General features: G+C 66.5%; 11 protein-coding genes. 4 read left to right on the plus strand and 7 right to left on the minus strand.

The window, feature by feature from the left end:
• The coding region (locus QRO95_RS23900; protein WP_343237343.1) for an SWIM zinc finger family protein at window positions 1-1963 on the minus strand (1963 nt) is incomplete at its 3' end.
• A 160-nt stretch (window positions 1964-2123) separates the two neighbouring features.
• Between QRO95_RS23900 and QRO95_RS23905 the strand changes: the two genes are divergently transcribed.
• The 3 genes from QRO95_RS23905 to QRO95_RS23915 are packed head-to-tail and all read left to right on the plus strand — an operon-like array spanning window position 2124 to window position 4125.
• Window positions 2124-2855 carry a CoA transferase subunit A gene (locus tag QRO95_RS23905; RefSeq protein ID WP_012509993.1) on the plus strand — a complete coding sequence of 244 codons (732 nt, stop codon included), beginning with the start codon at window positions 2124-2126 and terminating at the stop codon, window positions 2853-2855.
• A gap of 1 nt (window position 2856) precedes the next feature.
• The gene (locus QRO95_RS23910) at window positions 2857-3489 is read left to right on the plus strand and encodes a CoA transferase subunit B (RefSeq protein ID WP_285303623.1); all 633 of its coding nucleotides are present in this window, start codon (window positions 2857-2859) and stop codon (window positions 3487-3489) included.
• Between the two features lie 48 nt (window positions 3490-3537).
• Window positions 3538-4125, plus strand: coding sequence for an alpha-ketoglutarate-dependent dioxygenase AlkB (locus QRO95_RS23915; protein ID WP_285303624.1), 588 nt, complete (start codon window positions 3538-3540; stop codon window positions 4123-4125).
• A 4-nt stretch (window positions 4126-4129) separates the two neighbouring features.
• Here the strand turns inward: QRO95_RS23915 and QRO95_RS23920 are convergent, their stop codons facing one another.
• Genes QRO95_RS23920 through QRO95_RS23935 form a run of 4 tightly spaced genes read right to left on the minus strand, consistent with a single transcriptional unit; the run spans window position 4130 to window position 7648 of the window.
• The gene (locus QRO95_RS23920; RefSeq protein WP_285303625.1) at window positions 4130-4771 is read right to left on the minus strand and encodes an ABC-type transport auxiliary lipoprotein family protein; all 642 of its coding nucleotides are present in this window, start codon (window positions 4769-4771) and stop codon (window positions 4130-4132) included.
• Window positions 4768-5694, minus strand: a complete 927-nt coding sequence (locus tag QRO95_RS23925) for an MlaD family protein (RefSeq protein WP_014035909.1) — start codon at window positions 5692-5694, stop codon at window positions 4768-4770. Before QRO95_RS23925 ends, QRO95_RS23920 begins: the two co-directional genes overlap by 4 nt.
• Before the next feature lie 3 nt (window positions 5695-5697).
• On the minus strand, window positions 5698-6525 hold the full coding sequence (locus tag QRO95_RS23930; protein WP_197611132.1) for an ABC transporter ATP-binding protein: 828 nt from the start codon (window positions 6523-6525) through the stop codon (window positions 5698-5700).
• A 1-nt stretch (window position 6526) separates the two neighbouring features.
• The gene (locus tag QRO95_RS23935; protein WP_285303626.1) at window positions 6527-7648 is read right to left on the minus strand and encodes an ABC transporter permease; all 1122 of its coding nucleotides are present in this window, start codon (window positions 7646-7648) and stop codon (window positions 6527-6529) included.
• A 92-nt stretch (window positions 7649-7740) separates the two neighbouring features.
• Here QRO95_RS23935 and QRO95_RS23940 point away from each other — a divergent pair, with 92 nt between their 5' ends.
• Complete coding sequence (locus QRO95_RS23940; protein WP_004142069.1) at window positions 7741-9000, plus strand: threonine/serine exporter ThrE family protein; 1260 nt, start codon at window positions 7741-7743, stop codon at window positions 8998-9000.
• Window positions 9001-9116: 116 nt separating this feature from the next.
• Here the strand turns inward: QRO95_RS23940 and QRO95_RS23945 are convergent, their stop codons facing one another.
• Together QRO95_RS23945 and QRO95_RS23950 are read right to left on the minus strand one after the other, a co-directional pair.
• Window positions 9117-9500, minus strand: coding sequence for an H-NS family nucleoid-associated regulatory protein (locus tag QRO95_RS23945; protein ID WP_005415203.1), 384 nt, complete (start codon window positions 9498-9500; stop codon window positions 9117-9119).
• A gap of 223 nt (window positions 9501-9723) precedes the next feature.
• Window positions 9724-11427, minus strand: coding sequence for a proline--tRNA ligase (locus QRO95_RS23950; RefSeq protein ID WP_285303627.1), 1704 nt, complete (start codon window positions 11425-11427; stop codon window positions 9724-9726).
• Between the last annotated feature and the right edge of the window lie 197 nt (window positions 11428-11624).

Genomic DNA, 11624 nt, shown 5'->3' on the forward strand with positions numbered 1-11624 from the left:
TGCCCAGCCCCATGTCATCGGCCAGCACCCCGCCCAGCCCCTGCTGGCGCAGGTACTGCAGCCACGACAGGCCCTCCAGCTGGTAGGGACGCAGCGTTGCCACCAGCCCCGCCGGTGGCGGCACTTCGCCAAGTGCGGGTGCCTGCATCAGCCGCTGCACCAGCGCCTGGGTATCCTTGCGGCCCCGGAACTGCAGGCGCGCCGTGTCCTGCAGTGCCTGCAGGCGGCCACGGTCAAGCGCTGACAAGCGCAGCGGCGCGCCACGCTGGGCGAACAGGTCCGCCAACAGGGCCATGATCGGCTTCAGTCGTGTGGCCCGCAGTGCCAGGCGGGTGTTGTCGCCTGCCATCAACAGGACGTTCTCGTCGTCGCCGATGGCGTCCAGCTGGCCACGCATCCAGCGGGGATCGGACTGCAGCACCTGCTGCAGCAGGGGAACCATCGATACGTTGCGGCCTTCCACCTGGATGTCCAGACCCAGGTTGAACCAGCCCGCATCCGTCGGGTCCGCCTGGATGTCCAGGTCGATCTCATCCACCCGGGTGATGCGATGGCGGAAGTCGTCGTCCGTCTCCACCTTCCAGCCCAAGGCTTCCAGGCGCGGCACGTCATCCAGCAGGAACCGTGTCCAGTCATGGGTGCGCAGCTGGAACTGCGGGCCAGCGCCGTCCAATGGCGCCCGCGGGTCCGTGTCGCGATACAGTCCCACCGTGCGCAGCTGGGCCTCGCGCCGTGATTCCTCAGCCAGGTCACGGGGCAGCAGGGCGAGCTGGCCCTCCGGATCGAGTGCGAACAGGCTCGGATCATCCAGGAACCGCACGTGCTCGTCGTACTCGAAGGCCACGGTCGCGATATCGGCCCATTGCGACGGGTCGCGGCGGCCGAGCCACGCCGGCCGGAACTCAATCGTATGCAGGCGCAGCACGGGGATCATCGCGCTGATCTGCAGGGTGGGCAGTGTGTCGCTTGCACCGGGGCGCGGCAGGGCAGGGTCGATCTGTTGCAGCATCTGTGCGACCACCGCTTCTTCGTTGGGTAACAGATTGGGCAGGCTCAGGAAGGCGTCGGCGTCCTCGGCCCTGACATCCAGCAGCAGCGGACCGACCTCGCCGGTGACCGGGTCCAGATAGCACGCACTCCGGCCCAGGACCACGCCTCTGGCGCCGCCCTCCACGCTCAACGTGGGTTCCAGCAGCGTCGCGCCCTGCGTCATGCCAACGGTCCAGCCCAGTTCGCCGCGGCGTGGAGCTCCTGACCGGGCCGGCACGTCGCCGTGCGTACCGCAGGAGACCCAGCCATGGCCGCTGGAGACGATCAACTGCAGGGTGGCCGCGAAGTCGATCCATTCGTCCTTCGTCGCGGGCTGCCGCTGGGTGCGTAGCTGGATCATCACCGCCAGATCAGTCGGCGTGAGATAGGCCGGAGGATCCAGCAGCAGGTCCGCGGTGATATCCATCCACTTGCCCGTGCTGATCGCACCATCGGCCCCGTACTTGACGCGCCGGACCAGCACGGCGGGGTGGTGGTTGTAGGTGGACAGTTCGAAGATGACACCGTTCCGGCGTGGCTGGGCCGGCCGGATCCGCGCGCTCTGCCAACGCGAAAGCTCTGCCAGCAGTTCAGGACGCGGCGGTTGCGTCAGGTCCTGTTCGGTCAGGGGGCTCCCGTCGTCCATGGCAAGCGAATCCAGCATGTACGAGACCAGCACCGCCGCCACATGCTTGCAGGTGCGGCCGACGGGGCAGGAACAGGCACTCTGCAGGCGGCTGCGCGCGGTGCGCGTACTGGCCGTCAGATCGATCTCCACGTAGTAGGGATGCCTGGCCGAACCCTGTACCTCGGCCGTCAGCAGGCCATCGCGAAGTTGCCGGTTGCGCACGCCACCCAGGCACTGCTCGCTTTTCTGCAGTGTCCATTCGTCGATCCAGCGGAACAGGTCTTCGTCTGTGAAGGTCGGCGTCATCGTAGATCGAGGGGCGTAGGCGCTGAAGCACCCTTCTGCGTGGAATCGCCCATTCTACCCAATGCCCGCCTGGTGCTCCGTCAATGCTGCGGCGCATCCAGGCCCTTCGCCGCCCTCCAGCTAGAATGCGGTCATCCTCAACGTGCAGGGTAGTACAGCAATGCAGCAATCGACTTCCACCGGCAAGCGCGGCAAGCGCTTCGCCAGTGCGGCGGAGGCCCTGCAAGGGGTGGTCGCCGATGGCCAGACGCTGGCCGTGGGCGGCTTCGGCCTGTGTGGCATTCCCGAGGCGCTGATCGCCGCGCTGCGTGACAGTGGCGCCAAGGGCCTGACCGTGATCTCCAACAATGCCGGCGTCGATGGTTTCGGCCTGGGCCAGCTGCTGGAAACCCGCCAGATCAAGAAGATGATCTCGTCCTACGTGGGCGAGAACAAGGAATTCGAGCGCCAGTTCCTGGCCGGCGAGCTGGAGCTGGAATTCAATCCGCAGGGCACCCTGGCCGAGCGCCTGCGTGCCGGTGGCGCGGGCATCCCGGCGTTCTTCACTGCCACTGGCTACGGCACGGTGGTGGCCGAGGGCAAGGAAACCCGCGAGTTCGACGGCAAGCACTACGTGATGGAGACCGCGCTGCGTGCTGATGTCGCGCTGGTCAAGGCGTGGAAGGCCGACGAAGCGGGCAACCTGGTGTTCCGCAAGACCGCGCGCAACTTCAACCCGGCCTGCGCGATGGCCGGCAAGGTCTGCATCGTGGAAGTGGAAGAGGTGGTGCCGGTCGGCGCCATCGATCCGGACCAGGTGCACCTGCCGGGCATCTACGTGCACCGCATCGTGCACAACCCGCATCCAGAAAAGCGTATCGAACAGCGCACCATCCGCGCGGAGGGCAACTGACATGGCGTGGACCCGCGATGAGATGGCGGCACGCGCCGCCCGCGAACTGACTGATGGCGCCTACGTGAACCTGGGCATCGGCCTGCCGACCCTGGTTGCCAACCACATCCCCGAAGGCGTGGATGTGTGGCTGCAGTCGGAAAACGGCCTGCTCGGTATCGGTCCGTTCCCGACCGATGCCGAAGTCGATGCCGACCTGATCAACGCCGGCAAGCAGACCGTTACCGCACGTGCCGGTGCCAGCTACTTCGGCAGCCACGACAGCTTCGCGATGATCCGCGGCGGCCACGTCAACCTGGCCATCCTCGGCGCCATGCAGGTCACCCATAAGGGCGACCTGGCCAACTGGATGGTGCCCGGCAAGATGGTCAAGGGCATGGGCGGCGCGATGGACCTGGTGGCCGGCGTGCAGCGCGTGGTGGTGCTGATGGAGCACACCGCCAAGAACGGCGAGCACAAGATCCTGGCCGAATGCACGCTGCCGCTGACCGGCGTGGGCGTGGTCGACCGCATCATCACTGACCTGGCGGTGTTCGACGTGACTGACAAGGGCCTGTTGCTGGTGGAAGCGGCGCCGGGCGTCAGCGATGACGAGTTGAAGGAAAAGACGGGCGTGGCGTTCGTTCGCGGTTGAAGGTCCGGGGCGGCCCGGCTCAGGGACGCCCCATTCTCAGGTAGCGCCATGCTTTTCCCTCACGACCTGCCCGATGCCGATGTCCAGCACCTGCCGGGCTGGCTGGCCGCGACCGATGCCGACCGGCTCCTGTCCGTGCTGCAGGCCAAAGTCCCCTGGGAAGTTCACCGCATCCGCATGTTCGGCAACTGGGTGGATTCGCCGCGGCTGAGCTGCTGGATCGGCGATCCGCAGGCGCGCTACCGATATTCGGGGGCTGAATTCGTGCCGCACCCCTGGCCACCCGCGTTGCAGGCCATGCGTGATCGCCTGCAGGTGGAGGGCCTCGGCCGCTTCAACAGCGTGCTGCTGAACCGCTATCGCGGCGGCGGTGATTACATGGGCTGGCACAGCGATGACGAGCCGGAGCTGGGGTCGGCCCCGGTGATTGCTTCGTTGAGCCTGGGCACGGCGCGCCGATTCCTGCTGCGCCGGCGCGATGACCCGGCGCGGAAGGCCGAGTATCTGCTCGGCCATGGCGATCTGCTGGTGATGGCCGGTCAGACCCAACAGTTCTATCAGCACGCGCTGCCGAAGATGGCGCGGGTGCTGGGCGAGCGGATCAACCTGACGTTCCGCTGGATCACGCCGCGCTGATCGATCAGCGCGCGACGGTCGGCTGGTCGGCCTGCCCGCTGGTCAGCGTCCAGCCCACCATCTCCTGTGCCAGCTGCTGCAGGCCACGTTCGAAGGCGGCGGTGACGGCAGGAACATCGGTGCTGCCGACCGGCTGCGCCTGGCGGAAGGTGCGGTCGGCGACCACGCGCTGGTCGGCGACGTGGATCAGCTTGGCGTTGACCTCGATCACCACCGTCGGCGTGGCCCGTCCCTGGTAGTCCGATTCGAAGCGGCGCACGTCGGTGGACAGCTTGTAGTCGGCGCGAATGCCGGCGGTGCTGCGAGCCACGCCGCGGATGCGGCCGGAATCCTCGAAGCCGCGCAGCAGCGTGTCCTCGATCATGTCGGTGGCCGGCTGGGCCCAGCTGGCGCCCTTGTAGATCTCCAGCTGCGACGGCGTCGGCCGCACGTTGATGCGCGGACTGTCGACCATGCGCGCGGCGCTGGGTTTGGCCAGTACGAGCTGCCAGCTGGCCTGTGGCCACGCCGGGTCCGCCTTCACCTGCACGGACGGCGAGTACAGCGTCACTGCGGTTTTCTCGCTGCTGCCAAGGATGGAGCAGCCGCCCAGCAGGGTGACCATCGAAGCGGCCAGCAGCAGGCGCGGAAGGGTGGTCGGGCTCATTTGGGTTCGAACTCCTTCGGTGCGTCGCGGCCCAGCAGGTAGCGCGCGGGGTTGTTCTCGAGGCGGTCGCTGACCCGGCGCAGGTCGCGGATCAGGCCGCGCAGTTCGGTCAGCGTCGGGCCGAGCTGGCCGAGGCCATCGTTGGCGAAGCTGTTGATGGCAGCGCGGTTCTCGCCAAGGATCGAATCGGCGTTGCCGGCGGCCGAATCAAGCTTGGCCAGAGTGCCGTCGAGCTTGTCGATGATGCCCGGCAGCTGCTGCACCAGGTTCTTGTCCAGGCGCTCGATGGTGCCGTTGGTGGTCTTCAGCGTTGTGTCCAGGCTGCGGGCGGCGTCGCGCGCGCTGAGCAGCAGCGCCTGCGTGCCCTGGTCACGGTCGGCCAGACCACCGCTGATGGTTTCCAGGTTGGCCAGTGTCGCGTTGATCGAAGCCACGTTGCGGTCGCTGAGAATCTGGTCCATGCGCTCGACGATGCGGTTGGCGACGTCGGTGATGTTCTGCAGCGCCGACGGCGTGGTCGGGATGATCGGCGCCGGGTCCTTGTTGACCGTGGTCAGCGCCGGCGACTGCGGCGTGCCACCGCTGAGCTGGATGATCGACGGGCCGGTCAGGCTGGTGATCGCCAGCTTGGCGCGGGTATCGGTCTTGACCGGCGTGTTGGAGTTCAGGCGGATGCGCGCAACCACCTGGCGCGGGTCGTCCGGTACCAGGTTCAGTTCGGTGATCGAGCCCACCGCGATGCCGTTGTACTGCACCGGGCTACCCACAGACAGGCCGGTCACCGCTTCGCGGAACACCACGCGGTATTCCTGCCAGGTGCGGTCGGAAGAGTACTTGGCGGCCCACAGGCCGAAGGCCAGCAGGGCCAGGCCGGTGATCAGGGTGAACGCGCCGATCAGCACGTAGTTGGCTTTGGTTTCCATGGCTCAGGCACTCTCGATCTGTTCGCCACGCGCGGCACGCGCGCGGGGTCCGTGGAAGTATTCCTGGATCCACGGATGATCCAGTTTCTCGATCTCCGGCAGCGGCGCATTGGCCACTACCTTGCGGTCGGCGATCACTGCCACCCGGTCACAAATGGCGTACAACGTGTCCAGATCATGGGTGATCAGGAACACGGTCAGTCCCAGTGCTTCCTGCAGGGTCTTGATCAGGCGGTCGAATGCCGCCGCACCGATCGGGTCGAGACCGGCGGTCGGTTCGTCCAGGAACAGCAGCGGCGGATCCAGTGCCAGCGCCCGGGCCAGGCCGGCGCGCTTGCGCATGCCACCGGACAGCTGCGAGGGCAGCTTGTTGATCGCATCGGCGGGCAGGCCGGCCAGCTTCACCTTCAGCAGCGCCAGCTCGTAATGCCAGCGCTCGGGCAGCTCGCGATGGTGCTCCTTCAGTGGCACCTGAACGTTCTCGCCCACGGTCAGCGAGGAGAACAGGGCGCCGTCCTGGAACAGCACGCCGGTGTTGCGCTCGATGTGCAGGCGGCTCTCGGCATCGTCGGCACGCGCGTCGCGGCCGAGCACTTCGATCTGCCCGGCATCGGGCACGCGCAGGCCGAGGATCGAACGCATCAGCACCGATTTGCCGGTACCCGAACCACCCACCACGCCCAGGATCTCGCCGCGGCGTACATCCAGGTCCAGGTCCTCATGCACGGTCTGGCTGCCGAAGCGGTTGACCAGCCCGCGCACGCGGATGGCCAGCTCGTGGCCGTTGTCGTCCTGCATGGGAATTTCTTCGGGCGTCGGATGCGTGCTCATGTCACCAGTCCATGTGCATGAACCACAACGCCGCGAAGGCGTCGATGATGATCACCAGCGAGATCGTCTGCACCACGCTGGAGGTGGTGCGTTCGCCGACCGACTGCGCCGTGCCTTCGACCTTCAGTCCTTCCAGGCAGCCGATCAGGCCGATCACCAGCGCGAACACCGGCGCCTTCGACAGGCCGACCAGCATGTGCCGAACTTCCATCGTGTCGTGCATGCGCGCGATGTACATCTGCGGAGGAATATCCAGGTCGAACGCACCCACGGTGATGCCGCCGGCCAGGCCGGCGACCATTGCGATGAAGGTCAGAAGGGGCAGGGTGACCAGCAACGCCAGCAGTCGTGGCAGTACCAGCAGGTCGATCGGATCCAGGCCCAGGGTGCGCATCGCATCGATTTCCTCGCGCGCCTTCATCGCGCCGATCTGCGCGGTGAACGCACTGGCAGTGCGGCCGGCCAGCACGATCGCGGTCAGCAGCACGGCAAACTCGCGCAGGAAGGCGATGTTGACCAGTTCGACCACGTAAATCTCGGCGCCGAAATCGCGCAGGATGGTCGAACCGAGGAAGGCGATCACCGCGCCGACCAGATAGGACAGCAGCGCCACCAGCGGTACCGCGTCCAGCCCGACCTGTTCCATCTGGTGCACGGTGGCCGTCATCCGGAAGCGGCGGGGTTCCTTGACCAGGCGCGCGGCCTTGACCAGGTTCTCGCCGAGGAAGCTGCACAGCGCCTTGATGTTGTGGCCGGTGGCATGGACGCTGACACCCAGCCGTTCCAGTGCAGCCAGCACGCCGAAGTCGCGCTTGGGCTTGGGCCGGTCGTCGGCCACTTCCTCGATGGTGCACACCAGCGCCTGATGGTCCGGGCGGAACTTCAGTGCGTCTTCGCCGAGGTCGGCACGGTGGGCTACGCGCAGCACCTGCAGCACGCCGGCCGAATCCATCTTCTCGATGGCGGTGGCATCGATGCCGGTCAGCGTGTCGGGAACGCCGCGCAGGACTTCGGCCGCGGCCAGCGCGGTCTTCAAGGTCCAGGTGCCGGACAGGCGGATCACGCCCGGGTCATGGGCATCCTGTTCGAGCTGGGGGGCGTGGTTCGGGGTGACTTGGGCCATTCGGGTCGCAGCATAACCGTTCTGTATTGGGCATCGCGTCGAACTCGGATGAATTTCTCCGGTAAGGCCCAGCCTAGGTAATACTACGGCGCATGTCCGCAGACGCTCACACGATCCCCACGCCCCAGGCCACCTACGCGCAGCGCGTGGCCTTTGTTTCCGAGATCGCCGGACGCCTGCACAGCTACGGCACCACGGCCCAGCGCCTGGAAACAGCGGTGGTGGCACTGGCCCGCCAGCTCGATCTGGATTGTGAACCGTGGTCGAATCCCACCGGTATCATCCTCAGCTTCAGCGACCCGGCGCAGGCAATCGGCTCCAGTGACATCACCCGCGTGATCCGCCTGGCGCCCGGTGAGAACGACCTGCACAAACTCAGCGTGGCCGACCATATCGCCGAGGAAGTGGCCAACGGGCGGATGAGCATCGCCCAGGGCCACACGGCGCTGCGCCAGCTGGACAAGGATCCGGGCCGGCGCGGCAAGCTGCGCACCATCCTTTCGTTCACTCTCGGTGCGGCCGGCGTGGCCGGCATGTGGAAGCTGCCGTGGCTGGACATCGCCACCGCCGGTGTCATCGGCTTGATGATCGGCCTGCTCGGCATGGTCACCGACCGTCGACCGGCCACCCGCGAGGCAGCCGAGGCGCTGGCCGCGCTGCTGGCCGGCCTGGTGGCCACGCTGGTGGCATCCTTCGTCGGCGCGCTCAACCTCAACACGGTGATTATCGCCTCGCTGGTGGTGCTGCTGCCGGGCATGTCGCTGACCAATGCGGTCAACGAGCTGGCCAGCCAGCACTGGGTGTCGGGTACCGCGCGCTTCGCCGGTGCGTTGACCACCATCATGAAGCTCAGCGTCGGCGCGATGATCGCGGTGACCCTGGCCGACGTGCTCGGCCTCGATCCGGTGATCCGCGCCACGCGGCCGCAGGGGCCGTGGGTGGAGTGGGGCTCACTGCTGACCGCGGCGTTTGCCTTCGCGATGCTGTTCAAGGCCAACCGCCGCGATTATCCGTGGGTGATCGCCGCCTCGGTCGCTGGTTATGCGATCTCCAAGTTCGGTGGCCACGCCTGGGGAGCGCCGGCTGGGATCTTCCTGTCGGCGATGTTGCTGACCGCCGGTGGCAATCTGTTCGGCCGCCTCGTCGGCCGCCCGGGCGCAATCATCCGCCTGCCCGGCATCATCATGATGGTGCCCGGCAGCACCAGCCTGCGCGGCGTGCTGACCCTGGTCCAGCAGCAGGACGTGGGCGCCGGCCAGAGCGTGTTCCTCACCGTGCTCAACGTGGTGATGGCGCTGGTCGCTGGCCTGCTGTTCGGCAACCTGCTGATGCCGGCTCGCAAAACCCTGTAATCGCCCTCTGGGCTGCTTCCTGTGGGTGTGGACCGTTGGTCCACACACCTTTCCTTTCCGGGGAATGAAAAAACGCCGGCTTTCGCCGGCGTTTTTCATTGCATCCCGATCCGGCCTCAGGCCTTCTTGATCAGGAAATCTTCCGGCTTCTTGTTGCCCTTGGCGGTCAGCTCGGCCATCCAGCGCGGCTGCTTGCCACGGCCGGTCCAGGTTTCCTTCGGATTGGCCGGGTTGCGGTACTTCGGCGCAACCTTGCCCAGCTTGCGGCCAGCGGTCTTCGACGGTGCCTTGGCAACCTTGGCCACCTTGCGCGCGCGCGGGGCCGGGGCGTCGCCGAACAGTTCCTCGATGGTGTAACCCTCGGTCTTGGCCAGCTTGGTCAGCTGTGCCCGGACCTTGGTGATCGGCCGGCGCTTGGCGACGATGGTCTGCTGTTTCTTGGCGGTGCGGATCAGGGCGCCCAGCTCGCGTGCCGACAGGCCGGTCAGGTCAATGCTCATTTACGGTTACTCCGGAAACTAATAAGTGGACGGGACGAGCCAGTCCCTGGCGTCGCGGGACAGAATAAAGATGAATTAATCCCAGCACAAATGCAGAGCGGTCATGGCCTGGCAGCATCCCGGCTGCATTGCGTCGATTTTGACCGGATTATGTCCGCTGCAATATTGCTCAAATGGGCGTCAGGCAAAAAAAAGACCGGGGCATGCCCCGGTCTTTTCCTGATCAACCCTGCAGGCGCTGCAGCAGGGTGGCCTTGTCCAGGCTTTCCGCTTCGCTGGCGCGGCGCGAACGGTACTCGTAGGTGCCGGCGGCCAGGCCACGTTCGCTCACCACCACGCGGTGCGGGATGCCGATCAGTTCCATGTCGGCGAACATCGCGCCCGGGCGCAGGCCACGGTCGTCGAGTGCCGCGTCCAGGCCCGCATCGCACAGCTCCTGCAGCAGGTTGGCCGCGGCGTCGGCCACGGCAGCGTCGCCCTTCGGGTTAATCACGCATACCACCACCTGCCACGGCGCCATCGCGTCCGGCCAGATGATGCCGGCATCGTCATGGTTCTGTTCGATCGCGGCAGCCACCACGCGCGAGATACCGATGCCATAGCAGCCCATCGCCATCACCGCGGCCTTGCCGTTCTCGTCCAGAACGGTGGCATCCAGCGCTTCGGCATACTTGCGGCCGAGCTGGAACACGTGGCCGACTTCGATGCCACGGGCGATCTTCAGTTCACCACCGTCCAGCGCGCGGTCACCGGCACGCACGTTGCGGATGTCGGCCACTTCCGGTTCCGGCAGGTCGCGGCCCCAGTTGACGCCAGCCAGGTGGAAGCCGGCTTCGTTGGCGCCGACGACGAAGTCGGACATCGCCGCCACTTCGCGATCGGCCACCACGCGGATGGCCTTGGCCGGGGCGACCGGGCCGAGGAAGCCCGGCACGCTGCCCAGGTGCTCGGCGATTTCCGCCTCACTGGCGAAGCGCTGTTCGTCCAGGCCGGCAACCTTCGCCAGCTTGATCTCGTTGACCTCATGGTCTCCGCGTACCAGCAGCAGCACGAACTGCTGTGCCTTGCCTTCGCCGGCGATCAGCGCCACCGATTTCACCGTGCGCTGCAGGTCGATGCCGAGCAGCGCCGCGACATCCTCGCAGGTCTTCTGGGTGGGGGTATCGACCTTGCGCATGGCTTCGCTGGCGGCCGCACGCGGTGCCGGATCGGCAGCGATCGCCGCTTCCATGTTGGCCGCGTAGTCCGAACCGGTGGAGAACACCAGCGCGTCTTCGCCGGAATCGGCGATGACGTGGAATTCCTGCGAGGCATCACCGCCGATCGCGCCGGAGTCGGCCTGCACCATGCGGAAATCCAGGCCGAGGCGGGTGAAGATACGGCTGTAGGCCGACTTCATGTTCTCGTACTCGCGCACCAGGCACTCATCGTGCAGGTGGAACGAATAGGCGTCCTTCATCAGGAACTCGCGCGAACGCATCACGCCGAAGCGCGGACGGATCTCGTCGCGGAACTTGGTCTGCACCTGGTAGAAGTTCACCGGCAGCTGCTTGTAGCTGGACAGCTCGCTGCGCGCGAAGTCGCAGGCGGCTTCTTCGGCGGTCGGGCTGTAGCAGAACACCTGGTCCTTGCGGTCCTTGATCTTCAGCAGCTGCGGGCCGAACTTCTGCCAGCGCCCGGTCTGCTCCCACAGTTCCTTCGGCTGGATGGTCGGGATCTGGAATTCCACGGCACCCGCGCGGTCCATTTCCTCGCGCACGATGCGCTCGACCTTGCGCAGCACGCGCAGGCCCAGCGGCGACCAGGTGTACAGGCCTGATGCCAGCTTGCGGATCATGCCCGCGCGCAGCATCAGCCGGTGGCTGGTGAGCTCGGCGTCGCTGGGGGTTTCCTTGGTGGTGTGCAGGTGGAACTGGGAGAGGCGCATCGTCGGCTTCGGATAACGGCAGAGACGCCTATTCTGCCAGCCCGGCCGGGGGGAGGGGTATCGGCAGGGCTGCGCCCTGCACCCGCCTCAAGCAACGTCAACAGCAACAGCGGGTTTCCCGTGGGATGGCGGGGTGGGTCCAGTTGCGGGAGACGCCGTAAACCCGTCCATGAAGTGACCCCCGGGAGTTGGACGCC

The organism is Stenotrophomonas maltophilia group sp. Smal13 (assembly GCF_030236855.1).
GTDB lineage: Bacteria > Pseudomonadota > Gammaproteobacteria > Xanthomonadales > Xanthomonadaceae > Stenotrophomonas > Stenotrophomonas maltophilia_A.